This is a genomic window from Gammaproteobacteria bacterium (ex Lamellibrachia satsuma) (assembly GCA_019623805.1).
Lineage (GTDB): Bacteria > Pseudomonadota > Gammaproteobacteria > Chromatiales > Chromatiaceae > QGON01.
The window spans coordinates 3,369,565-3,396,054 of sequence record CP053680.1; the positions used below are offsets into that span (position 1 = coordinate 3,369,565).

The window sequence follows — 26,490 nt, forward strand, 5'->3', positions numbered from 1 at the left end:
GTGACTATAATAATATCAAGGTTCCCATATCAGGGAGGTATGGCCCCAGATGTCGCTGGACAAACAAGAACCCCTGCAGGGGTCGGAACAAACCGCTACCCAGCCTTACGATATCTTTATCAGTTATCGCACCACCCACCGCGATTGGGTGGAGATCCTGGCGAAGAATCTCAAGGCCCAGGGTTATCACATCTTTCTCGACAGCTGGGAGCTGATCCCCGGCCAACAGTTTCCCCAAGGTATAGAAAACGCCCTGCAGAACGCCCGCAACGCCATCCTCGTTGCCAGCCCCGACGCCACCGAATCGGGTTGGGTGCAGTGGGAGTACAACTCCATGCTGCAGCGGCAGAAGTCACAGCCCGATTTCCGCCTGATCCCGGTGGTGATGGGCGAATTCCCCGACATGCCCTTTCTTGAAAAAGTGCATGCCGTCGATTTCTCCGACAGCAATGAATCTGCCTATCGGCAGGCCTTCCAGCGCCTGCTGGCCGGTATCGACGGCCAGCCGCCCGGGGCAGATCCCCGTTTCGACGGGAAACTGCAACTGCCCGAACCAACCACTAGCAGCGGCGAAGAAACCAGGCTGCAGGATCACGGCATCATCGATCGGGTCTTCGACCACGTCGGCAACGGCCTGCCGGTAATGCTGCTGGCCCAGGAGCAGATCAACACCGGGGCCTATGCCGAAGCCCTCTGTGTACGGGCCGCCAAAAACTACCGACCGGAGAACGTGCTGCGTATCTATCCACCCAGCAGTACGAAAGCTGATGCTGCCGCCTATTTTGGCCGGCTGGCAAAGCAGGCAAAGCTGGAGGACGGGATCGACAGCTGTTGGGAGTGGGGCGATGCGCTGCGGCAACGGTTGGAAAACCAGGGCGTAACCTTTCTGCTGATTACCGGTTTCGAGAACGGGGCGGATGAACTGCGCCAGGAACTGGCCGGTGAGCTACGCCAGCTCAAGGAGAACCACTTCTTCGACTTTCACCTGGTGATGCTCGGGGGACAACGGCTGGCGGCCCAGAAGTACCAATCCGGGGTGCTCTCTCTGCTCAATATCGCGGAAGAGATGCAGATACCCGAACCGACCCTGGCAGACTGGCGGGATATCCTGCGCCAGCCCGATCTCACCGGCGACACATTGAACGCCATCCAGCAGGTCACCGGCGGCCACCCGCGCCTGACCCAGTATGTGCTCTCCAAAGGGGTGACCCGCAAAGCCGATTGTGAAGCACAGCTGCATGACTCGCCACTACCCACACAGCTCTTCAATAAATTCCTGCAGGAGAGCGAGCAGGGAATGCTCTGCAGACTACTAAGAGAGGAGGGGGCACTGGGCAACTTCCACGTCTGGACGGGGAATGAGCTGCTGCGGCGTCTCTACTGGCACAACCTGTTGCGCCGTGAGGGTTCGACATTTGTCTGGCGCAGTGAATTCATCCGCCGGGCCGGTCTGGAACTGCTTTCATGCTGAGGGCAGGGCGGGAAGGTTCCCATCTCAACCCACTACCTCTCTTGTTGCTGCTGCTCTGCTGGGCCGCCGCCTGTTCGACGGTAGCCGCCCCCGCCCACCCGCCCCTGAACCCAAACGGTGAAACCGGTCTCCCGGCCTGGTTTATCGACAACCAGACAGCTTATACGGCTGTGGCCTTCAGCACCGATGGGCGCTACCTCGCCTCCGCCTCAGACGACAAAACCGTCCGCCTCTGGGATGTCCAGAACCGCTCCCTGCTTCACACCTTCCAGGGCCATGAAAGTTCGGTGAACTCGGTCGCCTTCAGCACCGATGGGCGCTACCTCGCCTCCGCCTCAGACGACAACACCGTCCGCCTCTGGGATGTCCAGAACCGCTCCCTGCTTCACACCTTCCAGGGCCATGAAAGTTCGGTGAACTCGGTCGCCTTCAGCACCGATGGGCGCTACCTCGCCTCCGCCTCAGACGACAACACCGTCCGCCTCTGGGATGTCCAGAACCGCTCCCTGCTTCACACCTTCCAGGGCCATGAAAATAGGGTGCGGTCGGTCGCCTTCAGCACCGACGGGCGCTACCTCGCCTCCGCCTCAGACGACAACACCGTCCGCCTCTGGGATGTCCAGAACCGCTCCCTGCTTCACACCTTCCAGGGCCATGAAAATAGGGTGCTGTCGGTCGCCTTCAGCACCGATGGGCGCTACCTCGCCTCCGCCTCAGGCGACAAAACCGTCCGCCTCTGGGATGTCCAGAACCGCTCCCTGCTTCACACCTTCCAGGGCCATGAAAAGGCGGTGCTGTCGGTCGCCTTCAGCACCGATGGGCGCTACCTCGCCTCCGCCTCAGGCGACAAAACCGTCCGCCTCTGGGATGTCCAGAACCGCTCCCTGCTTCACACCTTCCAGGGCCATGAAAAGGCGGTGCTGTCGGTCGCCTTCAGCACCGATGGGCGCACCCTCGCCTCCGCCACCTCAAGAGACGCTAACATCCGTCTCTGGGATCTGCAAAACCGATCTCTCATTCACACCTTCAAAGGCCATAAAGTGCCGGTGAAGTTGGTAGCTTTCAGCCCCGATGGGCGCACGCTTGCCTCCGCCTTATACGACAAAACCATCCACTTCTGGGATCTGCAAAATCAGACCCTGATTCATACCTTCGAAGGTCATGAACAAGAAGTAAACTCGTTGGCCTTCAGCCCCGATGGGCGATTACTCGCCTCCGCCTCAGACGACAACACCATCCGCCTCTGGGATCTGCAAAATCAGACCCTGATTCTTACCTTCGAAGGTCATGAAAAATCGGTGCGGTCGGTGGCCTTCAGCCCCGATGGGCGATCACTCGCCTCCGCCTCATACGACAAAACCATCCGCCTCTGGGATCTGCTAAATGGGTCTCTCATTCACACCTTCAAAGGCTATAAAGAAGCGGTGCGGTTGGTGGCTTTCAGCCCCGATGGGCGCACGCTTGCCTCCGCCTCATCCAATGACGACATCAGCCTCTGGGATCTGCAAAACCAGACCCTAATACACACCTTCTGGGGCCATACTGATCGGATGCTGTCAGTGGCATTCAGCCCCGATGGACGCTTACTCGCCTCCACCTCAGCCGACAACACCGTCCGCCTCTGGGATATTCAAAACCAAACCCTCATTCACACCTTCAAAGGCCATGAAAAATCGGTACAGTCGGTGGCCTTTAGCCCCGATGGGCGATCACTCGCCTCCGCCTCAGACGACAACACCATCCGCCTCTGGGATCTGCAAAATCAGACCCTGATACACACATTCAAGGGCCATGAAGGTCGTGGACGGTCGGTGGTCTTCTGTCCCGATGTGCGCACGCTTGCCTTTGTTTCATATGACAACTACGCGATCCATCTCTGGGATATCATTGAGAAAAAGCGGTTGGATACCTTTGTTGGTGGAAGCAACGGCAACTGGGCAATCTGGAACAGTGACAGAAGCCGGGTATGGCGCAGGGATAATGGAACCCTGTTGCTGAATGCTGAAACGTTAGCGCCCATCCCGCCCGCTGATGTCGCGGAGACTGATCAACTGGTTATTCAACCCCAATTCGATGGGCCTCTGCTCATCTCCAGTGGGGAAACCGCCGATCTCCCCCTGAAGATTGAAAACAGGGGAGAGAAGCGGGCCTACTGGATTCATACCTGGCAGGCATCGGGCGCTGATCTTCAGGTCTATCCCAAACGCATGTTTTGGTTGGAGCCAGGAGAAAGCGAGATGGTAACGGTCGAGATCAGCGCATTTCTCCCCCGCAAACCTGAACCTTTTGAGACGATCCTGGAGTTTGAACTGCGCACCGCTAACGGCAGCCGTTTTCCGGTTTCCGTGCCGGTGAAGGTGCGGAGCCCCAAGCTGGAGTGGTATTCAGCCACCCTGCTGGAGGATGGACGGACCTTGAACATCGCCTTAAGCAACGTCGGGAGTCAGGTCATAAAGAAGGGCCTGTTTCGCGTTAGGTTGCCCGGTTTTGAGTCAACGGTGCAGACGGTAAATGATTTTGCTCCCAGGACATCCATGGAACTGGCGTTTGTCCTGCCTGAAGGAACCCGGGTCGAAAACGACACCCGCCTCGATATGGCAGCCTGGACCGACCGCCTGCCCCAGTTTGAGTGGGCGTTTGATCAAAAGAACATCATCCTGCCGACCCCGCCCTGGCAGCTCTATCTGTTTTTGATCATCCTGTTCCTGTTGGGGGCCGCGGCGGCTGTCTACCTGCGCCGCTACCGTCATCCGCTGGTGGTTAGTCTCTCTGCCGATCCCGCTGGGTTGCTTGCGTTACCACTCGAGACCCTGCCTGAAGCCCAGCAACGCCTGGCTCAGACCAAACGACTCAATACAGTGCTCTCCGGCGCCTCGGTCAGCCGCCAGACCCTGGAACAGGGCATTGCCTTCATCCGCAAGATGGAGGAAAAAGCGCAAGCCGATTGGCTGGCACAGCAGCTTGGTGGAAGCGTCGGCGAGACCCTTGCCGATGGCGTATTCATGCTTCACCTCTCCGACAGTTTCCCCCTCAATCTTGATCGCTGTCTGCTCTGTCTGCCTCGGACGGGAACTGAAAGCCAGGATCTATTTACTCGCTTGAAGGCGATCTCCGAAACCCAGACCAGGGTTACGCTGATCCTTGCATCCGAAAGCGATTTGCAGCGGCGACTCTATGAACGAACCCGCGACCGCAGCAACAAGTGGGTTACTCCTCTCGGTGGTGAATTGACCCGGCTGCTGATCGGGCCGGATGCGGAACAGACACTGGCCGGGATCTTTGCCGGACAACTCGCCCTGACCCAGATATCGCCCTACCAGGTGGGGGGTGGGGTCAACCGGGAGTCTATCTTCTTCGGCCGCCTGAGCCTGATCAGCCACATCATGAACCGCGACCCGGCCAACTATCTGCTGGTGGGCGGGCGGCAGTTGGGAAAATCCTCCCTGCTGAAGGCGCTGCAGCGGCGTTACGATGAGCAGACGCCCTACCACTGCAGCTACCTCAGTCTCGCCAGCGAAGTGCTGGTGCCGCGCCTGGCAGTGGAACTGGGTCTGCCGAAGGAGGCGACCCTGGAGGAGATCGCCGACCATACGGAGAGCAGCGAGGGGCAGTTCGTGGTGCTGATCGACGAGGCGGACAAGTTCATCCGCCACGAACGGCAGAACGACTACCGTATTCTCGATGCCCTGCGGCGCATGAGCGAGGAGGGGCACTGCCACTTCATCCTGGCGGGTTTCTGGGAGCTCTACGAACATGCGGTGCTCGACTACCAGTCGCCGCTGAAGAACTTCGGCGAGATCGTCCAGGTCGGCGCGCTGGAAGCATCGGCCTGCCGGGAACTGGCCACCCAACCGATGCAGACCATGGGGTTGGAGTACGCCAGTTCGGCACTGGTGGACAGGCTGGTGGAGGAGACCGGCCAGCGGGCCAACCTGATCTCCATCGTCTGCAATCAGATCCTGACCGGCCTGCAGCCGGATCAGCGCACCATCGAGGCGGGTGATCTGCAGCGTGCTCTCTACAGTGAGCGAACCATCGGCACGATACGGGGTTGGAGCAATCTTTCCGATGACGACATGGTCAATCGGATGGACCGGGTCATCGTCTACGCCACCCTGCAGCAGGGCCACTTCACCGACACCGAGCTGTTTGAGTTGCTGAAGGCCAAGGGAGTCAAAGCCGATAGTCAGCAGATCGACAACAGCCTGGAACGGCTGCGACTCGGATTTGTGATCGACCGTGATGAGAATGGGCAGTTTTACTACCGGGTGCCACTGTTCCGGGAGATGCTGCTCAGGGATGACCTGGAGGCAAGATTGCAGAGCGAGTTGGAACTGTTGAACTGAACAGTAGGAGCGGCGCCCCGCCGCGATTGACCTATCAACGGAGTTTTCGCGGCGGGGCGCCGCTCCTACGGTTTAATACACCAATCCGTTTGCGGCCATATAATTCTCGGGTTAATAATCGAGATCATCCTCATCAAAAGACCGCTTCGGTTTTTTGCCGAGGATGGTTTTCAGGATGTCGTTCATGGTGGCGCGGTCGTTATCGAAACCGCCGTGGCTTTCGCTGTTACTGCGTTTTTCGTTCTCGTTTTCTCCTTTGCTGATGATGATTTTAAATTTCTTATCCTGGGGGAGCTGTTCGTTATGTTCCACCATACCCACGATCTGCTCTCCCAGTTCCTCTTCGCAGGCGAGTGAAACGTAGTAGAGCAGTGACTTGCGATAGACATAGGCGACATGGTCATCCAGTTCCAGCTCTTTGGAAAGGCTGTAGATACGCAACTGCTCGATCAGTTTGCCGATCTCGGGTGAGAAGTTTTTCCTGAACAGATCGACGGTGGCGGCGGGGGCCATCAGGCTGCAGCTGGCGATGGTAGCGTTCTCGCTGGCCTTCGGCAGTGCCTTGATCAGCCAGGCCAGCAGGATGGCGCCGGTGCTGTGGCCCACAAGATGGATCTTCTTGGGCTTGTCGCTTTCGGACAGAGCATCGAGAAAGAGATTGAGGGTCTGCATGCCGCCACGGGCATTGCTGCTGAAGGGGCGTTTGGCGCCGAGCTTCATTTCCCGCCAGAGGGCGCGGCCGAGGGGGCGGGTCGATTTCTCAAGCAACTTGTCGGTGTAGTCGGTAAAACCGGCAACTTTCTCACCTCCTTCCCTGTGGCGCCGCAACAGGATGTCCTTGAGTTCCTCCAGCAGTCCGGTGTCGTACATGAAGTGGAAAGGGTAGATGCGGTTGTCCTTGAAGACCTGCTTCATCGCCTTGATACGACGTGCTGAGTCATAGATGCTGTTCAAGCCGCCGTGGGCGTAGAAGAGCAGGTGGTCGTAATCCTCGCTGTCTGCGACCAGATCAGCAGTTTGCCGCAGGTCTACCCGTTTGCTCCAGTAACGTCCATGGTCATGCAGGTCGCCATCATCGATATGCACGAAATGGCCAGCGATCTCTCCCCGGGTTGGACGTTTTTTGAAGAGGGAGAAGTTCTCGCCGGTCTCATTGCCATTGGCATGCGCCACCCCAGGAAAGATATTTGGCGTGGGCAGGGCGAGCCGGACCACCCAAGCGTCTTTGATATTCGCCTGCCAGTCCTCATAACTCCAGAGGGCGAGGCCATCTTTTCCCCAGCCCGGGCCCCAGGAGTTCTGCACCAGAAAACCCGCTTCGTTGTAGCCGACGACGGCAAAGGCATGTCCGCCCTGGGGCTGGTCCCGGAAATGTATGCGGCCGCCGCGGACGTTGCGTGGCCACCAGCCAGAGTGGACGTTGGCGGAGACGTAGATCACCCCTGTTTCGTTCAGGGCGGCGTGGAAATCAGCAATGTTGTGTTTCAGACGATAGTAGGCGCCAACGGTATTGTTGCGTGCGTCTTTGGCACGGTCGATGGTCAGGTAGGAGCGGTCTTCACTTCGATAGGGCCAGAGTTCATCACTGCAGACACCCATACTCTTCCAGCCCTGAATGGCACCCCGGCAACTGGATCCGGAGTATGCTTCACCTGGCCAGCGGTCGAATTTTTTTGCCATGTTGTAGAGCATGCGGGCGCTGACCCTGATATCGCTGTCCCGTTTCTGATTCAGCATGTTGATGACTGCCGCCAGACCGAAGCCGGTGCAGGCGCCCTCCTTGCCCTGATCCAGAATCTTCAGACTGACGTAGTCGGGTTCCACTACCGGTTTGAGTTGTATCAACGATGGTTGGTAGAAGTGGTCCCGAGAGTCCGGGGTGTCATTATCGGCATTGAGCTTGTAGCCGTCGGGTGTTTCGAGAATCTCTGTGGGCATGGCATTCCCCTTTATAGTTGTGTTTTATCCATTTGGTGGTGAGCGAGGGCGGAAATAAACGACTCAACAGATAATCCATAGTTCAAGAATATCGACTCTGCAAGGTTGGACATCCTGTTTTTCAGCCTGTGATGGATTATTCCTAAAGTGGACTGTTTAGATGGTTTCTAATCCTTGAATCCGTGGTTAAAATGGAGTTCTAAACCCCGCTGTCCGAGTCAACGTGAAACCGATCCGCATCTTTCGACATATCGCCTGTGAAGGCCCCGGTTATCTTGGGGAGTTCCTCGATCGCCACCAGGTTCCCTGGGAACTGGTCTGTATCGATGCGGACCGCCCGGTGCCGCCGCAGGTGGATGATGTCTCCGGGCTGGTCTTTATGGGGGCTCAGGCGAGCGTGAACGATGTGCTGGCGTGGCTGGATGCCGAGCTGAAACTGATCCGCAAGGCACACCAGGCCGGGGTGCCGATGATGGGGATCTGTTTTGGTGGACAGTTGATGAGCAAGGCGCTCGGCGGTGAGGTCACCAAGGGAGATGGGATGGAGATCGGTTGGTATCCACTGCAGCGTATCAATGGTGAAGAGCACACCGGCTGGCTTGATGGACTTCCAACCTCCTTCGATACTTTTCATTGGCACGCTGACACCTTCTCCATGCCCCCCGGCAGTGAACCGTTGCTCAAGAGCAAGTGTTTCCGCAATCAGGCCTATATTTTTGGAGATCACATCGGCATGCAGTTCCATCTGGAGATGACCGAGGAGATGGTGGAGGCCTGGTTGTCCAAGTATGGCAGTGATCTGATGTTGACCTCCCGCTGTGCACAATCCTCCACGACCATTACCGATGATCTGTCGGCAAAGATAAAACAGCTGCATCAGGTTTCTGATGTGATCTACGGCAACTGGCTTGAACGGGTTCGACGCAAGTGAGACTGCCGCTTCTGTTGCTGCTGCTGTGGAACAGTCTGGTTCTGGCAGAGGTTTCGGCAATCATCGATCCTGATCTTAAACGCGCACTTGAGCGTTACGCCCCTGCAGCGGAAGCGGTACTGGAGAAACGTTTTCATCACGCAGGAGTCGAATACCCGCCGCAGCAGATCCAGTTTATAGCATTGAAGGATCGCCGCATCGTAGAATTGTGGGTCTTCAGCGATACTCAGTGGAAGCATATCCACGATTACCCCGTGCTGGCCGCCAGCGGAGGGAGCGGACCTAAACTGCGTGAAGGGGACCGGCAGGTACCCGAGGGTTTCTACCGCATCGAGGCCCTCAACCCCAATAGCGCCTTCCACCTTTCGATGAAACTCGACTATCCCAATACCTTCGACTGGGCCAACGCCTCAGTAGAGGGACGGATGCAGCCTGGGTCGAATATCTTTATTCACGGTAGCACTTGGTCTGCCGGTTGTCTGGCAATGGGAAACCGGGGGATCGAGGAGCTTTTTGTGCTGGCGGCACGCATCGGCATGGAGCAGGCTGGTGTGTTGATCGCCCCACGGGATTTCCGGCAGCACTCTGTTGCGGCCAAACAGGATAGCGCGCCGTGGGTCGAGGAGCTCTATCGCTATCTCGCTGCACGTTTGCAGCAGTTTCCCTTGGCAGCCAAGGTGGTCCCCTGTAACAGCGAGTGCGATCGTCTGGCAGCGGTGCACTGACTCTCATATGGCAAAACGCAGGAAAAAGCGGGGCAGACGGAGCACCCGGCGCGCTGCAACGTCTTGGAGGCGCTGGATCTGGCTGGGCCTGGCGGCGCTGATCTTCAGCGCTACACTCTATGTACTCTATCTCGACCGGATCGTGCAGGTTCGTTTCGAGGGCCGCCGCTGGGCTGTGCCGGCACAGGTTTATGGACGACCGCTGCTGCTCCGGCCCGGTGTGCCGCTCACTGAAAAGCGCCTGCGTCAAACGCTGGACGGATTGGGTTATCGCAGGATCAAACACCCCGACAATGCCGGCAGCTACTCCAGCTATAAAGGGCGTTTCCTGATTCGTACCCGCCCGTTCCACTTCGCCACTGGCCAACGGGGTTCCGACTATCTGGAAGTCCGTATCGCGAAGGGGCGTGTCAAAACCCTCAAACAGGCAGCGAACGGCAAACGTTTCGACAGTTACCCCCTCGAACCGGCATTGATCGGCAGCCTGCATCCGGCCCACAGCGAGGATCGGGTGCTGTTGCGACGCAGTGAGTTGCCGGAATTGCTGGTGTCGGCCCTTTTCGCCGTGGAGGATCGCCATTTCCAGTCCCATTTCGGTCTCGACCTGCTGGCCATAGGTCGGGCGCTGATAGCCAATATCCGCGCCGGTGGGGTCGTACAGGGGGGGAGCACACTGACCCAGCAACTGGTGAAGAATTTTTTCCTTACCAGAGAGCGTTCCCTGCTGCGAAAAGTGAATGAAGCGCTGATGGCGGTGATTCTGGAGTTTCACTACAGCAAGGATGAGATCCTCGAAGCCTACGCCAACGAGATCTATCTGGGGCAGGATGGCGGCCGTGCTATCCACGGTTTCGGACTGGCCAGCCGCTTCTACTTCAACCGTCCGTTGGCTGAACTGGATCTGCCGAGGGTAGCACTGCTGGTGGCGCTGGTTCGGGGTCCGTCGGCCTACGACCCCAAACGTCACCCCGAGCGTGCGTTGAAACGCCGCACACTGGTGCTGAATCTGATGCAGGAGCAGGGTCTCTTCAGCGCGGGCCAGGCAGCATCGGCATTAAAGGCGCCCTTGGGTTTGCAGAAGGGTCGGGCGGGGGCGGGTAGCTATCCTGCGTTTATCGACCTGGTGCGAAGGCAACTGCGGCGGGACTATGACGAAGCAGATCTCAACAGTGAGGGACTGCGCATATTCTCCACCCTCGATCCCTGGGTACAGGAACGGGCGGAGCAGGCGCTGAGCAGTCAGTTGAAACAGATCGAGAAACGTCCTGGAATCAAGGCCGGCACCTTGCAGGGTGCGCTGGTGGTGGCCGATGTGGAGACAGGAAAAGTCAGCGCGCTGGTGGGTGACCGCAATCCCCGCTACGCTGGTTTCAACCGTGCGCTGGATGCAATACGGCCGGTGGGTTCGCTGATAAAACCGGCGGTCTTTCTCGCTGCACTCTCCGAGCCCGGGCGTTATACGCTGGCCACTTCGCTGCAGGATAGCGCCATTCGTCTTAAAGGCTCTGACGGTAATATCTGGTCGCCCCGCAACTACGATCGTAAGAGTCACGGTAAGGTCCTGTTGCAGGACGCGCTGGCCCACTCCTACAATCTGGCGACCGTCCGACTGGGCATGGATGTCGGTCTGAAAAAGGTGACGGCAATCCTGCGGGATCTGGGTGTCGAACGGCCGTTGAATATCTATCCATCCATGCTGCTTGGGGCGGTCTCCCTCTCTCCCCTGGAGATGGCTCAGATGTATCAGGCGCTGGCGACAGGTGGCCTGCTGGCCCGACTGAGGGCGATCAGCGCAGTGACGGATGCGCGCGGCAGACCGCTCTCCCGCTACTCCTTGTCCGTGTCTCAGGTTGCCAACAAAAAGGCGGCTTTTCTCCTGAGCAAAGCCCTGCAGCAGGTGATTTTCGAGGGGACGGGTCGGGGGCTTGTGAACCAGCTCTCCAATGTGGGGGGATTGGCCGGAAAGACCGGGACTACCGATAAGTTACGGGACAGCTGGTTTGCCGGGTTTGACCGGCGGCGGGTGGCTGTCGTTTGGGTGGGTCGCGACAATAATAAGGGTACCGGTCTCACTGGTTCCAACGGCGCTATGCGTGTATGGGGAGACCTGATGCGGCGTATCGGTGTGTCGCGCCTGGACGAAAAGATGCCGCAAGGCATTGTGCCTGTTGCCATCGACCCGCAATCGGGACTGCTTGGCGCTGGATGTGCGGAGGCGAGACTGGTGCCGTTCATCCGTGGTAGCGAACCGACGCGACGGGCTGAGTGCGCCTCTGCACAGAGAGGCAGTGAGACTTTTGTCGATGATAATATCGACTGGTTTCAGCAGTTGTTTCGGTGATTTTTTGTGTCGCTATGCGGCGGTTTTGTTTTAACGGGGCTTCCGCGCCCCTACGGCAGGATACTTTTCTTTATGCCCGCCTTCCCTGGCGGGCACCCTTCGGGTCCGCTTTCAGCGGTTCGGCACCGCTCCTGCGGTGCTCGGTGGCGTGAAAGTCCCCAGCCGCTAGCCAGGTGAGGTGCTGTCTGCGAGTGGGTAACCCCGTTTCTGTCACGAGCGAGAAGCGCAGGAAAAGTCGGGAGAAGGGACCGGCTGTTTGAGCGTAGCGAGATCCGGTCCCGCCGACTTTTGCGAGCATCGCAGCGCCCCGCAGGGCGTGATAGTCGGGCGTGCTTTCTTTTGGTTGCTTTTCTTTTCACGAAAAAGAAAAGTGACTCGTCCAGCAGGACGAAAAACGTGTTGTCAGAGACAAAAGAAAATCACGATAGTATCGATTAGCCTGTTAGAAAAACGTCGCGCAGCGACACAATAAATCAAACCCAACCCTGTGCCACACCCCCCACATTCAGATACAATCCAGGAATAGCACCCATGAGGAACCCGGCTTGACCGTCTACGCCGCCGACAAACTGATCGCCCAGGCCCGTCTGCTCGCGGCAGAGTATCGTCGCACCATGGGCAAGCCACTGCCCGGCATCAGCAATGAGATTGCCGAACATGACGCAGTAAAATTACTGCGGTTGGAGCCGCGTCCCGAGGGTGAGACCGGCTACAATGCCATCGACCCATCACGGGACGGCTGGCGGGTGCAGATAAAATCCCGCACCATCTTCGACGAGAGCAAGTCCGGACAACGTATCGGTCAACTCAAACTCGATCGGGAGTGGGACAGCGTGGTGCTGGTACTCATGGACGAGGATTATGAACCCTACGAAATCTACGAGGCGGATAAGGATGAGATCCTCGAATTCGTCAATGACTCCAGCAGCAGCCGGGCCAAACGTGGCGCCATGTCGGTGGCCCGTTTCAAGATCATCGGCCGCCTGGTCTGGACCCGTGATGATGGACTCGAATCCGAGGTCTGGGACAACCAGTCCGGTTAACATCTTGATCGTCGCTCAGGTGCATCCGGGAAAGTCTTCATGACCGATATTGCCGAGATCTTCGGGCCTGATGGCTGGCTCGCCCGGCGCATCGACGGCTTCTCCCACCGTCCGCAGCAGCAGAAGATGGCGGAAGCCATCAGCCGCATCCTGAACGATGGCGGGGTGCTAATCTGCGAGGCGGGTACGGGGACGGGCAAGACCTTTGCCTACCTGGTACCGGCGCTGATGTCGGGTCTCAAGGTTATCGTCTCCACGGGTACCAAGAATCTGCAGGATCAGCTGTTCCATCGGGATCTGCCACTGGTGCGGGAGAGCCTCTCCAGCCCTGTCTCCGTCGCCCTGCTCAAAGGGCGAGCCAACTACCTCTGTACACACCGCATGGAGACAGCCATGCTGGAGGATCGGCGTTTGACTGCCGAGCAGAGCGATCAACTGCAGCAGGTATGCAGCTGGTCGGGACAGACCAGGAGCGGCGATGTCGCCGAGATGTCGGCGATTCCTGAAGATGCGGGCATCTGGCCGATGGTGACCTCCACCACTGAGAACTGCCTGGGTCAGGAGTGTCCTGCCCACAGTAAATGTCATCTGGTGGAAGCGCGGCGGCGTGCCCAGGAGGCGGACCTGGTGGTGATCAACCACCATCTGCTCTGTGCCGATATGGCGCTGAAGGACGAGGGCTTTGGTGAGCTGTTGCCGAGTGCAGACTGCTTTATCCTGGATGAGGCGCATCAACTGCCGGATGTGGCGGGTAACTTCTTCGGCATGAGTCTGAGTGGCCGCCAGTTGCTCGATCTGGCCAGGGATACAGTGGCGGAGTATCACCGTGAAGCGGGGGATCTGCCGAAGATCGTGGATCAGGCCGATCGTCTGAAACAGGTCACCCGGGATCTGCGTCTTGCCTTTGGTCTGGAGATGCGGCGTGGTGCATGGTCCGATGTGGAGAACAACCCGGCAGTGGAGGCCGGGCTGGAGCGGTTGCGCAGCGAGTTATCGATTCTGGGTGACATGCTCGAAGCGATCGAAGGACGGGGCAAGGGGCTCGACAGTTGCCGCGACCGCTGCAAGGAGTTGTCATCGCGTCTGGATCAACTCTTCGATGAGAATGAGACACAGGATATCCGCTGGTTCGAGACCCAGCGTCAGAGCTTCCGACTCAACCGGACGCCGCTGGAGATCTCGGCTATCTTCCGGGAACGTATGGCAAACAATCCGGCGGCCTGGATTTTTACCTCCGCAACCCTGGCGGTGGGGGGCAGTTTCAGCCACTTTGCCAATCAGTTGGGGCTGGAGGATGCCGAGACCCACTGCTGGGACAGCCCCTTCGACTATCCGAAACAGGCGCTCTGGTATGTGCCCAGTGATCTGCCGGAACCCAGCAGCCCCGAGTTCAACCGCACTGTCTCCGATCTCTCCATCCCTATTCTGGAAGCAAGCGGTGGCCGCGCCTTTTTGCTCTTTACCAGTCATCGCGCCCTGCAGGAGGCGGCTGGCTATCTGCAGGATCGTATCGAATTTCCCATGCTGGTGCAGGGAACCGCGCCCCGCAGTGAACTTCTTGAACAGTTCAGGAGCCTCGGCAATGCGGTGCTGCTGGGAACCTCCAGCTTCTGGGAGGGAGTGGATGTGCGGGGTGATGCGCTCTCCTGCGTGATCATCGACAAGCTGCCCTTTGCCTCGCCGGGCGATCCGGTCCTGCAGGCGAGGATCGACGCACTGCGGGCACGGGGCGGCAACCCCTTCATGACCTTTCAACTGCCCCAGGCTGCTATCGCTCTGAAACAGGGTGCCGGACGCCTGATCCGGGATGAGAAGGATCGTGGTGTGCTGGTGCTTTGTGATCCACGTCTGCTCAGCAAACCCTACGGAAAGGTCTTTATCAAAAGCCTGCCACCGATGACAAAGAGCCGTGATTTCAATAATGTGAAACGTTTTTTTGCCTATCACGATGGTGTGCAGGAAAATCCGACGCCACCGGTTTCAGAAAACCAGTGAAGCGTAAAAGAATCGAACCGGTGTGCGGTGATCCGTGCAGAAAAATAATCAAGAAGACCCGACAGGCCCTGCAATCATGACCGACCCTAAAATCAGGAAGATCCCCTATCCCTACCACGCGATGCTGGCAATCTGCAGCGATCTGGATGAGACGCCGACAAGGCGGGAGTATTTTGAAATCGCCAGATTCCTCAATACCGAAGATGAGACGGCAATGGGACCAGGTGTCGGGCTGGAGATTGGCAATACACTCTATTTCGATATGCCCGATAACCAGTTCGCCTACTGGAATACCGATGATGATGGTCGGGAGAATGCGCGGCGGTTGATCCGCTCCGGCTATATCGACAGCTTCCACTCCTATGGCGATTTTGCGGTGGATAGAGGTTATGTGGAACGGGCGCTGAATGAGCTGGAGTCATATGACTGCTGCATCAGAGTTTGGGTGGACCACTCCAAGGCGGTCACCAACTTCGACCCCGGTATTATGTTTGGCAAAGGGGATCTCGAAGGGCATGAGGCCTTCCACTCTGATCTTACCTATCGGCACGGCGTGCGTTATGTCTGGCGGGGCCGCGTTACCAGCGTCATAGGTCAGGACTGTGCGAAGGGGTATGGTGGGCTTTGGTCAATGAAACATGCTGTGCCGGCGGCAAAGACGATTCTGAAGGATTTCGTCAAAAGCCTGCTGGCACTCAAGAATCATCCAAAATATGCGCTGCACAAAGGCAACCGATTGATCTATCCTGCCAGCCTGCGCAGTGGTGAATCGGTGATCGAGTTCATGCGCTGCAATCCCCACTGGGGTGGTGTGAGCGCGGGGGAGACCGCCCAGGGTATTCCCGAGGTGTTGACGGACAGGGTGCTGTCGACCCTGACACGCAAGCGGGCCAAAAGCATTATCTATACCCATCTTGGCAAGATCGCAGACAGGGCAGAGATCTTCTCCGAAGCGACCCGCAACGGGTTTCGTCGGCTTAAAGGGTACGCCGACCGCCAGGAGATTCTTGTCGCCACGACCTACCGGTTGTTGCAGTACACGAAGATGACGGAGCAGATCCGTGTCGAAGAGAGCGAGGACGGTAGTCTGATCCTGATCAATCTCGTTACAGGTGGAGCGGAATATGACCTGTCGGGTCTGACTATCTACACTGAAAAACCTGAATCCACCCGACTGACGATCGATAATCAACCGATGGAAAATTTCGAGATCAATGTCCCGGATGAAACTGGCAGGGCCAGTATCTCCATCCCTTGGAAAAAATTGACCTTTCCCGATTTGGTCTAATGTGGATTCGTAGGCTTGGTCAAGCGTAGCGGATCAGGCAATAGACTGACATGTCTGCCGTTTCCGCAAGCTTGAACAGGCCTACGGATCAGCCCTTCGTTATTTGACGGTGCTGGCTGAAGACCAAGATCCCGGCTGTTGAAACAATGATGCCCGGCAATATCTCATAGAGATCGAAGATCCCTCCTGACAGCTGTTTCCAGATGACCACGGTCAGACCACCGAGGATGATACCTGCGAGTGCGCCATTACGGGTCATGGGTTTCCAGTAGAGTGAGAAGAGGATGGCGGGTCCGAAGGCGGCACCGAATCCCGCCCAGGCGTAAGAGACCAAGTCGAGCACACTGCTGTCGGGATCGAGTGCAAGCAAAAAGGCGATGGCGGCGATGCCGACGACTGCCAGTCGGCCGGTGATCATCAACTCGCGGTCGTTTGCGTTCTGCCGGAAAAGACCTTTGTACAGATCCCCGGTAAATGCGCTGGAGGCCACCAGCAGTTGGGAATCGGCGGTGCTCATGATGGCCGCCAGGATAGCGGCTAGACAGATGCCTGCAATCAACGGATGGAAGAGTAGATCCACCAGGTGGATGAACACCCGCTCCGGGTCGGCCAGCGGTGTCTCAAAAGCCGGGATACCCGTCAGACCCACCAGGCAGCCTGCGGTCAGGGTCAACAGCACCCAGGTGATGGCAATGCGCCGGGCTGTTGGAATCTGCTCCACACGCCGGATTGCTTTGAAACGGGCCAGGATGTGGGGTTGTCCAAAGTAGCCCAGCCCCCAGGCAAGCAGGGAGGCGATGGTTATCCAACCGAGGGGCACACCCTTGTTGTCGGTGAATGGGTCGAGTAGTGCCGGGTTAAACTCGGATATGCGCTGGATGGTATGCGTTGTTCCACCCAGCTCTCCGAATGCCATCAGCGGCACGATGATTAGTGCCGCCGCCATCATCAGTCCCTGCAGCAGATCGGTCCACGAGACTGCGAGGAAACCGCCAAAAGAGGTGTAAAGGATAATGGTGAGGGTGCCGGCCGCCACGGCCCAGAGATAGGGCAGACCAAACACTGATTCGAAAAGCTTGCCGCCGGCCACCAGACCGGAGCTGGTGTAGAAGAGGAAAAAGAGCAGGATAAAGAGGGATGAGATGGTGCGAATAAGGCCGCTCTTGTCGTCGAAACGGTTGGAGAGATACTCCGGCAGGGTCAGGGCGTTGCCTGCCTGCTCCGATGCGACTCGTAGTGGAGCGGCGATGAAACGCCAGTTGAGCCAAGTGCCGATCAACAAACCGCCTGCCAGCCAGATGGATTCCAGTCCGGAGAGATAGGCGTAACCCGGCAGACCAAGCAGTAGCCAGCCGCTCATATCCGAGGCACTCGCGCTCAGAGCTGTCACCCAACTGCCGAGCTGGCGTCCCCCGAGGACAAAATCGGAAAGGTTGCGTGTGCGCTGCCAGGCGTGGATGCCGATCCCCAGTATGGCGACCAGATAGAGCACGAAGGTAAGGTCGATCAATAGTTGATTTTGTGTCATGAGATTGCCAGCCTATCCCATAGGATTTGTTTAGAGGCCTCTGATAGATGAGGTCGTTGTCATCTCGATCGTAGAGAGAGATCTCAAACTACAGAGTGATTAACAGGTCATGAGGTATGAGATTTCTCTCTACGCTCGAAATGACAATCGTTCGGGGTTTTTGTGGAGTTTATGATCCGGTGCTGCTCGATCTTTGCCAGATAGCTCGCTTTCATTGCATTCTCAAACTCATCATTGCTCGCATATTCAAAACCGAAGACCGGGTTCCACAAACGTTGGTTCTCCATACAAAGGTAGAAAAATACTTTATCGTGCCAGGGCGCAAGCTGCTGGTAGGCGTGGGAGAACATCTCCAGTTTTATCTCTTCAGGATAGGAGAGCTTGCCGTCACTCTCCACCATTGGCATCTGCAGGATCTTGCTGTGAAAGTCACTCCGGCCCCGCAGCATTTTGATCACCGGTTTAATGTAGGTAAGGGTGCCGATTGAGACCAGGGCCACCTCATCCGGGTCGAACAGTGATGTCATCCGTTCAAAGAGTTCAGTGTAGTCTTCTCGCCACTGGGCGTAGTGGATCATCGGGTGGAGATGAAAGCCCACGATTATGCCTTTGTCCGCCAGACGCCGGGCAGCCATAAGGCGATCCTCCAGTGATGCGCTCAGATGTTCTTCGTTGGTAATCAGCGTCTGGGTATTGAGAGACCAGGTACAGATGATATTTGCCGGTAGCGGATTCTTTTCCAGGTAGCTGATGTTTTTCGACTTGGTCTTCAACTCCAGAATGACATTTGGATGTTCAGTGGCAAAACGACTCAGCGCATCGAGAATCCCTGCCTGGTTGCCCCACATCAGGGAGTCGGAAGATTGCCCGGTGCCGATGTGGTAGATCCGGTCAGGATCGATCTCGAGCTGGGCCAGTTTTTCGGCGAATCGGCTGTCGAAGCGGACCTCGTCTCCATGATAGAAGGATTGGATGCTGCAATAGCTGCAGTCGAAGCCGCAGTTTTCCACCGCATCCAGTGTCAGCAGATTACAGCAGCGGGTGCGGGACGATGCCACCGGGCAATAACCCAGACCGAGTTTGGGTTTTTCCACCATTACCCGTTTGATTCTGTCTGGCTGATATTCAGTCTTGTCAAAAGAGATGGGATATTGGTTTGGCTGTTGGCGAAGATCTTCCCAATGTCTCCGAATCAGCCCCAAAATCGCTTGCCGTCTCTTTTTTGGTGCGAAGTCTGAGGAGATCTCTCTCGGCCATATCTGCTCGATAGGGTCTTCTCCCCACATGTTCAGGTCGAGACAGACTTCACCCAGAGTTTGCAGCTCCTGCAGAGTGAAGCGATAGATCAGCGCCTGGGACTGCAGAAATATCCTCTGTATCTCAGGCAGTTTTCCTATGCCTGTCTGATCGATCAGGCGGGGGAGTTTTTCGGCGTAAGCGGGTTGGCTGCTCATGGCCGTAGTTGTACGCAAGCGGGGATTGGCATGCAAGCGGGAGATGATGCAGAAAGGTATACCCGATCAAGCGCAGCGGATCGGGCAACCCTGTTCACATCTCTTTTTCGCGGTATCTCTTCGGCAGCAGCATACCCACCAAACCCATCATCATAATCAGCCAGCTGGAGGGCTCCGGCAGGGCAACCGGATTAACGGGAGCACTGCAGCTGTTTGCTTGGGTGCTGTTGCCCATGCCGGGAGTGATACAGGCCTGACTGAAATCGAGATTGTTGTTGTTCGTGTCAGCCCCGTCCGGGGAGCGTGAAAGACCGAGAAAGGCGGCATTTGACGGGTCGCTCAGGCCGCTGCCAGAAACTTCAGCGTATCCGACGATATTCCCCTCATAACTGAGGCTGTCGATCAGTGTATTTCCTAGAAACAGGGCGATGGCGTCGGGTGCTCCGTTCTGTATCAGGTTGCTGTTCGGTGATACATCCCAGTCGCAGTTGAGTACATTGTCTGCATCCCCGCAGAACACAAAGTAGGCGTTGGCATCCAGGGTGAAAGTGGGCAGATCGTAGGTTCGGTAGAATGTGCTGCTAGTCCCGTTTATCAATTGCAGTGTGTAGTCGTCAAGATTGAGGGCAGTAACCCCCGTGTTGAACAGTTCTATAAATTCCGCCTGGTCGCTACCCGGCTGATCATAATCGACCTCGTTGATGACAAGTGTCGCATTTACCGGGGAGATGAATGTCAGACAAGCGGCGAACAGCAGGCGCTGAAAAATAGTGGGATGTTTTGGGACGGGCATCGTAAGCACTCCTTGTGCATTGGCTCCAACTCCGTTTGGAGGTCTTGGATCATTCAAGACGCGTTCAAAATATCCCAGTCTTCGTATTGGAAGAAGCCGATAATCCTGATGTTTCTGTAGGATTATGCTGACACTGGATATGAGCCATCAGAAAACGTAGGTTGGGTTACGGCACACGCTTTGCCTTGGTGGAAGTTATTGGTTTTAGCGGTGATGTGCGTCTAACCCAACCCACAAGGTGGTCTAAACCTCAGGGAAGAAAGATATAGAGAATCCCGGCGCCCAGAATCAGTCGATAGATCACGAAAGGGAGCATGCCGATTCTTTCGATGAACTGCAGGAAGAAATGGATGCAGAGATAGGCCGTGATAAATGAGAGTATGGCGCCGATAAATAGAGAATCCCACTCCACGGGATTGGCGCTCTCTATTAACTTCAACGTTACCAGCCCGCCGGACATGAGAATGGTCGGAATGGAGATCAGGAAGGAGAAGCGGGAAGCCGCCTCGCGAGAGAGTCCCAGCAGCAGTCCTGCTGTCATGGTTGCACCAGAGCGGGAGGTGCCTGGAATGATGGCAAATGCCTGAAATACGCCGATGATAAGGGCGTCTGTCCATTTAATCGTGTATTCGTCCCGTGTGTGACGACCGAGCAGATCCACCATCATCAAGACGATACCAAAGCTGATCGTGGTGATGGCGATCACCAGCGGGGTGCGCAGATCGGTTTCGATCAGCGATTTCATCAACAACCCAAAGACACCGACGGGAATGGTGGCGATGATGATCATCCAGCCAAGGCGGGAGTCCGCTGAGCTGGCCTTGCGATTCACCAGTGAGCGGAAAAAATCACTGGTGATATTGACGACCTCTTTGCGAAAATAACTGATTACCGCCAGCAGAGAACCCACATGGACTGCGATATCGAAGTCCAGTCCCTGATCGGCATAGCCCAGTACAAGAGGGGCGAGGATCAGGTGCGCTGAACTGGAGATAGGGAGAAACTCGGTCAGCCCCTGGAGAGCGGCGAGGATGAATATCTGAAGCAGTTCCATGGTGGGTCTCTATTTTTTCCAGGGTGATTTCAGCAGTTTCTTTTCCCAGTTGAGCGCAGAACCGGCGATAACTGAGAGATCGTCGTGGGCAGGACTCCAGCCCAGCACCTCGCGCACCTTCTCAGCACCGGCGATCAAGGCCGGTGGATCGCCCGCTCGGCGGTCAGCCTCGATGATATCGAGTTTGATGTTGCCTGCCTTCTCCACCGCCTGCAGCATCTCGCGTACGCTGAATCCATGCCCATAACCACAGTTGAGGATAGCGGAGTCTCCCCCTCTGCGCAGGTGTTCGATCGCCTTTACATGTGCAGCTGCCAGATCCTCTACATGGATGTAGTCACGTACCCCGGTACCGTCCGGTGTAGGGTAATCTGTGCCGTAGATATAGACGGAATCCCGTTTTCCCACGGCCGCTTCGCAGGCCACCTTGGTCAGCAGTGTGGCATTGGGGGTGGCTTGGCCGATGCGCCCTTCCGGGTCACAACCGGCGACATTAAAGTAACGCAGGATGACATGTTTCATAGCGGTGGCGGCGGAGAGGTCGCGCAACATCCATTCCGACATCAGCTTGGAGGTGCCATAGGGATTGATCGGGCTGGTGGGGGTATCCTCATGGGCGATGCCGTTGCCGGGCGTGCCGTAGACGGCGGCGGTAGAGGAGAAGATGAAGTTTTTTACCCCGGCCTCAGCGCAGCACTGCAGCATACTGCGGGTGTTACAGGTGTTGTTGCCGTAATACTTGAGTGGATCCTCGACCGACTCGGGTACCACAGTGTGGGCTGCGAAGTGCAGCACCGTGTCGATATCATGTTCCTTGAGCACGCGGCTGACCAGCGCCTGGTCGCCGGTATCGCCGACTACCAGCTCACCGTAGAGTACCGCCTCTCTGAAGCCGGTGGAGAGATTGTCCAGGGTGATTAGACGTTCCCCGGCTTCCCCCAACTGACGTGCAGTGTGGCTGCCGATGTAGCCGGCGCCACCGGTGATTAGAATCCCTTTGTTGGCCATTATTCGCTCCGCTGTCGATATGATCAAAACCGGCCTATCATACCGGGAGCGGCGGGTTGCGTCATGTCTCCGTTACTGAATGTCACTGAAATTTGAAGCTGGTCCAGTTTTCCGTTTTTGGAATTTCCTTCTGCATGCTGATTGCGCCGCAAAAACCGGGTTCAGGGATGAAGTTTTCCCAACAGGGCATGGCGTCATCACTTGCCTGGGTGGGCGTGAACAGCCCCGTGCCGAGACATTTATGCCGCGCTTCGAGGCCAGTCCACAAATGGCAGAAGAGTCTGGTTTGGGCTGAGCCGGAAAGTGATTCCAACAACGTGAAATTCTCTGTGCTGAACATGCGCTTGGCAATGCCGGGCATATATCTGCGTGATTGGATCTTTTCCACATCCATCCCTACAGGGTTGCCGCAGCTGACTGCCAGGATCGCAAGAGGGCCGCTATGAGCCAGATTGAAGTGGATATCACCTGGATGATCGGAAAGTTCAGGCTTACCGTGTTCGCCATATTTCAGCTGGACAGATAGGGGCGGGGTGGCCAGATAGTGTCCAAGAATGGATCGCAGGGCGCTGCGGCCGGCGATAAAGCGGCTTTTTGGTGGTTCCAGTGTGAACCGGCCGGCTCGAGTCAGTTCATCCTGTGAAAGGTAATGGTGGAAGTCAGAACGGTCCAGGTCGATGGACCAGAGATGCAGAGTGCCCGGTTCGGGTGCCGATTCCGGACGCTCGGACAGCCAGAGGTCGGTGAGGTTCGGTACAGGAGATCCTGGGTGAAACATCATGCCTGTCACGACTCGTCGCTGGAGGGAATGTTGAATAGCTGCACGGCATTATCCGAGGTTATGGCTGCGACCTCCGCAGGAGGTTGGTTGCGCAGTTCCGCGACTGTTTGCAACACGGTTGGCAGATAGGCTGATTCGTTGCGCTCCCCCCGGTGCCCGTTGTCTGGCTGATCCGGTGCGTCTGTCTCCAGCATCAAGCTTTCCAGGGGCAGGGTCTGGATCAGACTGCGCAGGCGTTTGGCTCGTTCATAGGTGATGGGTCCACCAAAACTCAAAAGAAAACCCAGATCGACCAGTCGGCGGGCCTGCTGTTCACCGCCGGAGAAACTGTGCACCACTCCCTTTAGGCCAGGGTATCGTTTCAGGCTGTTGAAAACCTGCTCCACGGAACGGCGGGCATGGATGATCACCGGTAATCGGTAGTGTTGGGCCAGTTCAAGTTGTGCTTCGAACAGTGCCTGCTGCGCTTCCGGCTGGGGATCTTTGATGAAAAAGTCCAGACCACACTCGCCGACGGCCACCGGCTGCTCCCTTTCGATCCAGGAAACGAGCCGCTCTATATCCTGCGGGCGGTGATCATCAAGGAACATAGGGTGCAAACCGTAGGCGGGGTAGAGTCCAGGATAATCCCTGCAGACCTGCTTCTGCCGCGGCCACCATTCGGCCTTCACCCCGGCGATGATCTGGCTGGTAACTCCCGCCTCCCTTGCTCGCTGAAAGGCCTGCTTCCGGTCCTGGTCGAAGCGGGTATCGTCAAAGTGGCAGTGGGAGTCGATCAGCCTCGGGAGAAGACCCATTGGTCCCCCTGGGAGAGCGTCTCATTGTAGTCGTAACCCGCTGCATCGAAGCCTTTGATATCCTCCGGGTCGGTAAACCGATTTTCGATGATGTAGCGGCTCATCAGTCCCCTGGCCTTTTTTGCATAGACGCCGATCATGCGATAACTGCCGTTTTTATTCTCTTTGAACTGCGGAGTGATGATGCGTCCCTTCACCAGTTTGGGCTTGATCGATTTGTAGTATTCATTAGAGGCGAGATTGACCAGTACGTCGTCTCCCTGTGCTGCCAGCGCCTTATTGATCGCATCGGTAATGGTGGTTCCCCAGAAGGCGTAGAGATCCTTGCCCGACTCATTGGGCAGTTTGGTGCCCATCTCCAGCCGGTAGGGCTGCATCAGGTCGAGGGGACGCATCAGTCCGTAGAGTCCGGAGAGGATGCGAAGGTGATCTTGGGCGAAGGTAAAATCATCTTCGTTCAGGCTCTCTGCGTCCAGTCCCGTATAGACATCGCCCTTCATCGCCAATGCCGCTTGTTTGGCGTTTTTCGTGGTAAAAGGGGTCTTCCAGTCATGATAGCGGTCGAAATTGAGTTCAGCCAGCTTCATGCTCAGTTTCATCAGTTCCGCCAGATCCAGTGCCGAATAGTTGCGCAGATTATTGATCAACTGTTGGGACTGTTTCAGAAACGCCGGTTTGGTATGGGTTTTGGTGGCCGGGGGTGTTTCATAGTCCAGGGTCTTGGCAGGAGAGATAACGATTAACATAGCGTGGTTGCCGAATTGCTGACGGAGAATCGAATAATCGCGATCCTGGAGGTGAAATACAACCGCAACCGGTCTGAGGTTATGGTGAAGTAGTGCAGATTGCAATCGCGTGTTAGCCTTTCCCGCAATATCAATATTAGGTCTGATAATGAATCAGGATAGAGAGATTGTCGCAGAAAAAATGTTGCGGTTGCTGCAACGGCTCTATGGGGAGAGTGACGGACTGGCCGAATCGGATGGAGATCTGCAACTCTGGTATAACCGGGGTTATGCCAACGGCATGATCCGCGCCCTGCGGGATCTGGGCTATGGAGCGCAGATATCCCAGGCAGTCGAGGCAGACAGTGACGAGCGTATCGTCGGGCAGGAGTTTCTGCCCTGGGGAAAAGCCTATCTGCACGGCTTTGAGACGGGTGAGAAAGAGACCCGGGAAGTGCTTTGATAGATTGGATTTGTTTCTGCCTAAAAACACGCTTTAACCACGAAGCGCACGAAGGACACGAAGAAAGCTTATTGTTAAGGAACCTCTGATCAATTGGATCATTGTCATCTCGACCATAGGGAGAGATCTCAAACTACAGGGTGCATAATAGGTTTCGAGGTATGAGATTTCTCACTACGTTCGAAATGACAATTGATCAGAGGTTCCTTAATCAAGCGCTTGCCTTAGTGCTCTTCGTGTTCTTTGTGGTTAGATAGGGTTTTCCTGGCAGACACAGGATTAAGAGTGTAATTATGAAAGTTGTTTCCTTCAATACCAACAGTATTCGCACACGTGAACATCAGCTAGCCAGACTGCGGGAATCCTACGATCCGGATGTCATCGGCATTCAGGAGAGTAAGGTACAGGATCAGGATTTCCCCCTCGATATGATGGAGAGCCTGGGATATCAGGCGCAGTTCTTCGGACAGAAGACCCACTATGGTGTGGCGCTGCTCTCCAAACAGCCGGCATTGGCCGTGGAGAAGGGTTTCCCCGCCGATGATGAGGATGCCCAGCGGCGTTTGATTATCGCTCGCTATGCCTCGGGGAAGGGCAATGAGGTCACCGTGATCAACGGCTATTTTCCCCAGGGTGAAAGCCAGGATCACGAGACGAAATACCCCGCCAAACGGAAATTCTACGCAGATCTGCTCAACTACCTGAACGAATTTCACAAGCCTACGGACTCAGTGCTGGTGATCGGTGATATGAATATTGCACCGCTGGATATCGATATCGGTATCGGCCCGGACAACGCCAAGCGCTGGTTGCGCACCGGCAAGTGCAGTTTTCTCCCGGAAGAGAGAGAGTGGCTTGAGCGTCTGAAGTCCTGGGGATTGCACGACACCTATCGCACCCGGTACCCGGATGTAGAAGACCAGTTCAGCTGGTTTGACTATCGCAGCCGGGGATTTGACCGGGAGCCGAAACGGGGATTGCGTATCGATTTGATTCTGGCGACCGAACCCCTGAATCGGAGCTGTACTGGTGCGGGTATCGCCCATGAGATTCGGGGGATGGAGAAGCCATCGGATCACTGTCCAATTTGGGCGGAGTTCGACTTTTAGGGGTTGGTTGACTCAGGCTCCTCGTGGGCCAAGAGGGATTGAAGGGTACTGCTGCAGTAGACCCGCTTCCGGTTGTCTGCCCCCCGCTGTTTGATCATGCAACTACGCCAGTCCGGCATGGGCTGGATCTCTACCGCCTCATCACTGAAATGGATCAGGTAGAAAGTGTGGTTCATGTTCGACGAACCGGCATGGGAAAACTCGGAAAATTGCATCTGACTCGATATGCAGCGACTCTCGACGATGTCGATATTTGCCGTCGAGAAGATGCCACTGAGCATCAGCGCCTTTAGATCACACTGCTCCAGAGTTTCTGTATTGACGAAGGATGCGTTGATATCACCGGCGCCGTTGCGGGTGAGTAGTACCAGCAGGAAGAGTAACTTCATTTGATGACTGACTCTAGACTAATAAGTCCCGATTTTAAGGTTTTCAATTAGCTGCCGCTAATACTAGCGAAACAAATTGTTGAAGCTCCCGATTCTTCAGGTAGCGGCTTTGTAATGAATGTAAAATACGGGCAAGGAAAAAGGAATAGAGACATTGGGTGCCCAGATATGAAAAATTTTCCTGCTGTAGGTCAAATTGGACTTGGAAATGATCGTTTTAGCGTGCTTCCTCATGTTTTTCCTGCAAGCGGAAGCGCCTGTTTCTGTTGTTGCTCCATTATCTTAAATATCTGATTATAAAGAAAAAACCA

General features: G+C 56.3%; 19 protein-coding genes and 1 pseudogene. 10 read left to right on the forward strand and 10 right to left on the reverse strand.

All coding sequences use genetic code 11. The features are described 5' to 3' along the window. Window positions 1-49 precede the first annotated feature (49 nt). Together HPY30_14810 and HPY30_14815 are read left to right on the forward strand one after the other, a co-directional pair. The gene (locus HPY30_14810) at window positions 50-1,471 is read left to right on the forward strand and encodes a toll/interleukin-1 receptor domain-containing protein (protein ID QYZ67135.1); all 1,422 of its coding nucleotides are present in this window, start codon (window positions 50-52) and stop codon (window positions 1,469-1,471) included. Further along, complete coding sequence (locus tag HPY30_14815; protein QYZ67136.1) at window positions 1,465-5,817, forward strand: hypothetical protein; 4,353 nt, start codon at window positions 1,465-1,467, stop codon at window positions 5,815-5,817. The genes HPY30_14810 and HPY30_14815 overlap by 7 nt, the downstream gene beginning before the upstream one ends. Before the next feature lie 111 nt (window positions 5,818-5,928). On the opposite strand, the gene HPY30_14820 is transcribed toward HPY30_14815, so the two are convergent. Further along, window positions 5,929-7,755, reverse strand: a complete 1,827-nt coding sequence (locus HPY30_14820) for a C1 family peptidase (protein ID QYZ67137.1) — start codon at window positions 7,753-7,755, stop codon at window positions 5,929-5,931. Window positions 7,756-7,978: 223 nt separating this feature from the next. On the opposite strand from HPY30_14820, the gene HPY30_14825 reads away from it, so the two are divergent. The 6 genes from HPY30_14825 (at window position 7,979) to HPY30_14850 (ending at window position 16,078) form a co-directional block, all read left to right on the forward strand. After that, window positions 7,979-8,686 carry a type 1 glutamine amidotransferase gene (locus tag HPY30_14825; GenBank protein QYZ67138.1) on the forward strand — a complete coding sequence of 236 codons (708 nt, stop codon included), beginning with the start codon at window positions 7,979-7,981 and terminating at the stop codon, window positions 8,684-8,686. Further along, on the forward strand, window positions 8,683-9,411 hold the full coding sequence (locus HPY30_14830; protein ID QYZ67139.1) for a L,D-transpeptidase family protein: 729 nt from the start codon (window positions 8,683-8,685) through the stop codon (window positions 9,409-9,411). Before HPY30_14825 ends, HPY30_14830 begins: the two co-directional genes overlap by 4 nt. Window positions 9,412-9,418: 7 nt before the next feature. Continuing rightward, complete coding sequence (gene mrcB / locus HPY30_14835; GenBank protein ID QYZ67140.1) at window positions 9,419-11,752, forward strand: penicillin-binding protein 1B; 2,334 nt, start codon at window positions 9,419-9,421, stop codon at window positions 11,750-11,752. Between the two features lie 545 nt (window positions 11,753-12,297). Further along, the gene (locus HPY30_14840) at window positions 12,298-12,795 is read left to right on the forward strand and encodes a hypothetical protein (protein ID QYZ67141.1); all 498 of its coding nucleotides are present in this window, start codon (window positions 12,298-12,300) and stop codon (window positions 12,793-12,795) included. Window positions 12,796-12,834: 39 nt separating this feature from the next. Then, window positions 12,835-14,790 (forward strand): ATP-dependent DNA helicase, encoded by a 1,956-nt coding sequence (locus tag HPY30_14845; GenBank protein QYZ67142.1) that lies wholly within the window; start codon window positions 12,835-12,837, stop codon window positions 14,788-14,790. A gap of 76 nt (window positions 14,791-14,866) precedes the next feature. Further along, window positions 14,867-16,078, forward strand: a complete 1,212-nt coding sequence (locus HPY30_14850; protein ID QYZ67143.1) for a hypothetical protein — start codon at window positions 14,867-14,869, stop codon at window positions 16,076-16,078. A gap of 88 nt (window positions 16,079-16,166) precedes the next feature. Here the strand turns inward: HPY30_14850 and putP are convergent, their stop codons facing one another. The 8 genes and pseudogenes from putP to yaaA form a co-directional block, all read right to left on the reverse strand. Continuing rightward, window positions 16,167-17,606, reverse strand: coding sequence for a sodium/proline symporter PutP (gene putP / locus HPY30_14855; protein QYZ67144.1), 1,440 nt, complete (start codon window positions 17,604-17,606; stop codon window positions 16,167-16,169). Between the two features lie 188 nt (window positions 17,607-17,794). Further along, a pseudogene (locus HPY30_14860) lies at window positions 17,795-19,021 on the reverse strand (DNA photolyase). A gap of 133 nt (window positions 19,022-19,154) precedes the next feature. After that, complete coding sequence (locus HPY30_14865) at window positions 19,155-19,853, reverse strand: lamin tail domain-containing protein (GenBank protein QYZ67145.1); 699 nt, start codon at window positions 19,851-19,853, stop codon at window positions 19,155-19,157. 250 nt (window positions 19,854-20,103) lie between these two features. Then, entirely contained in the window at window positions 20,104-20,907 is an 804-nt protein-coding gene (locus tag HPY30_14870; protein QYZ67146.1) for an undecaprenyl-diphosphate phosphatase, read from the reverse strand. A gap of 9 nt (window positions 20,908-20,916) precedes the next feature. Beyond that, window positions 20,917-21,915 (reverse strand): UDP-glucose 4-epimerase GalE, encoded by a 999-nt coding sequence (galE, locus tag HPY30_14875; protein ID QYZ67147.1) that lies wholly within the window; start codon window positions 21,913-21,915, stop codon window positions 20,917-20,919. A gap of 82 nt (window positions 21,916-21,997) precedes the next feature. After that, window positions 21,998-22,696: a 4'-phosphopantetheinyl transferase superfamily protein gene (locus HPY30_14880; protein ID QYZ67148.1), complete on the reverse strand. Its 699-nt coding sequence runs from the start codon at window positions 22,694-22,696 to the stop codon at window positions 21,998-22,000. 5 nt (window positions 22,697-22,701) lie between these two features. Further along, window positions 22,702-23,493, reverse strand: coding sequence for a TatD family hydrolase (locus HPY30_14885; protein QYZ67149.1), 792 nt, complete (start codon window positions 23,491-23,493; stop codon window positions 22,702-22,704). After that, entirely contained in the window at window positions 23,472-24,239 is a 768-nt protein-coding gene (yaaA, locus tag HPY30_14890) for a peroxide stress protein YaaA (protein QYZ67150.1), read from the reverse strand. The genes HPY30_14885 and yaaA overlap by 22 nt, the downstream gene beginning before the upstream one ends. A 148-nt stretch (window positions 24,240-24,387) precedes the next feature. Here yaaA and HPY30_14895 point away from each other — a divergent pair, with 148 nt between their 5' ends. Together HPY30_14895 and xthA are read left to right on the forward strand one after the other, a co-directional pair. Next, a complete protein-coding gene (locus HPY30_14895) occupies window positions 24,388-24,681 on the forward strand; it encodes a hypothetical protein (GenBank protein QYZ67151.1) in 294 nt (97 codons plus the stop codon). Window positions 24,682-24,974: 293 nt separating this feature from the next. Continuing rightward, entirely contained in the window at window positions 24,975-25,790 is an 816-nt protein-coding gene (gene xthA, locus HPY30_14900) for an exodeoxyribonuclease III (GenBank protein QYZ67152.1), read from the forward strand. On the opposite strand, the gene HPY30_14905 is transcribed toward xthA, so the two are convergent. After that, complete coding sequence (locus HPY30_14905) at window positions 25,787-26,179, reverse strand: hypothetical protein (protein ID QYZ67153.1); 393 nt, start codon at window positions 26,177-26,179, stop codon at window positions 25,787-25,789. The genes xthA and HPY30_14905 overlap by 4 nt on opposite strands. Window positions 26,180-26,490 lie beyond the last annotated feature (311 nt).

Coding starts and splice junctions, on each gene's coding strand:
- HPY30_14810 (QYZ67135.1), top strand. CDS start 50: ATGTCGCTGGACAAACAAGAACCCCTGCAGGGGTCGGAACAAACCGCT.
- HPY30_14815 (QYZ67136.1), top strand. CDS start 1,465: ATGCTGAGGGCAGGGCGGGAAGGTTCCCATCTCAACCCACTACCTCTC.
- HPY30_14820 (QYZ67137.1), bottom strand. CDS start 7,755: ATGCCCACAGAGATTCTCGAAACACCCGACGGCTACAAGCTCAATGCC.
- mrcB (QYZ67140.1), top strand. CDS start 9,419: ATGGCAAAACGCAGGAAAAAGCGGGGCAGACGGAGCACCCGGCGCGCT.
- HPY30_14845 (QYZ67142.1), top strand. CDS start 12,835: ATGACCGATATTGCCGAGATCTTCGGGCCTGATGGCTGGCTCGCCCGG.
- HPY30_14850 (QYZ67143.1), top strand. CDS start 14,867: ATGACCGACCCTAAAATCAGGAAGATCCCCTATCCCTACCACGCGATG.
- putP (QYZ67144.1), bottom strand. CDS start 17,606: ATGACACAAAATCAACTATTGATCGACCTTACCTTCGTGCTCTATCTG.
- HPY30_14865 (QYZ67145.1), bottom strand. CDS start 19,853: ATGCCCGTCCCAAAACATCCCACTATTTTTCAGCGCCTGCTGTTCGCC.
- HPY30_14870 (QYZ67146.1), bottom strand. CDS start 20,907: ATGGAACTGCTTCAGATATTCATCCTCGCCGCTCTCCAGGGGCTGACC.
- galE (QYZ67147.1), bottom strand. CDS start 21,915: ATGGCCAACAAAGGGATTCTAATCACCGGTGGCGCCGGCTACATCGGC.
- HPY30_14880 (QYZ67148.1), bottom strand. CDS start 22,696: ATGATGTTTCACCCAGGATCTCCTGTACCGAACCTCACCGACCTCTGG.
- HPY30_14885 (QYZ67149.1), bottom strand. CDS start 23,493: ATGGGTCTTCTCCCGAGGCTGATCGACTCCCACTGCCACTTTGACGAT.
- yaaA (QYZ67150.1), bottom strand. CDS start 24,239: ATGTTAATCGTTATCTCTCCTGCCAAGACCCTGGACTATGAAACACCC.
- HPY30_14895 (QYZ67151.1), top strand. CDS start 24,388: ATGAATCAGGATAGAGAGATTGTCGCAGAAAAAATGTTGCGGTTGCTG.
- xthA (QYZ67152.1), top strand. CDS start 24,975: ATGAAAGTTGTTTCCTTCAATACCAACAGTATTCGCACACGTGAACAT.
- HPY30_14905 (QYZ67153.1), bottom strand. CDS start 26,179: ATGAAGTTACTCTTCCTGCTGGTACTACTCACCCGCAACGGCGCCGGT.